The organism is Algoriphagus aestuariicola, assembly GCF_017254835.1.
Lineage (GTDB): Bacteria > Bacteroidota > Bacteroidia > Cytophagales > Cyclobacteriaceae > Algoriphagus > Algoriphagus aestuariicola.
Genome location: NZ_JAFKCW010000053.1, coordinates 1 through 299 on the forward strand (window position 1 = coordinate 1; position 299 = coordinate 299).

General features: G+C 63.5%; 1 protein-coding gene. It reads right to left on the reverse strand.

Annotated elements, in window-relative coordinates; all coding sequences use genetic code 11:
* The coding region (locus tag J0A67_RS23630; protein ID WP_206571686.1) for a PLP-dependent transferase at positions 1–299 on the reverse strand (299 nt) is incomplete at both ends.

Sequence of the window (299 nt, forward strand, 5' to 3'; positions counted from 1 at the left end):
GCGCCTTGAACAGCACGCCCGCCGCCCAGGTGTTGTCTATCATGATCACCACGTCCGGCGCCACGGCGCGAATGGCCTGCACCATCGCCGGGATATCCTGCACTTCCAGGGTGATGGAGCCGGGGGACTCAAGGAACACCACGCGGGTATTGGGTTGGATAAGCGTGGCGATGTCGGCGCCGATCAGCGGATCGAAATAGGTGGTGCTGACGTTCATGCGGCCGAGGATGTGGGTGCAGAAGTCCTGGGTCGGTTCATACGCTGAGCCGGTAACCAGCAGGTGATCGCCGGCGCCGACG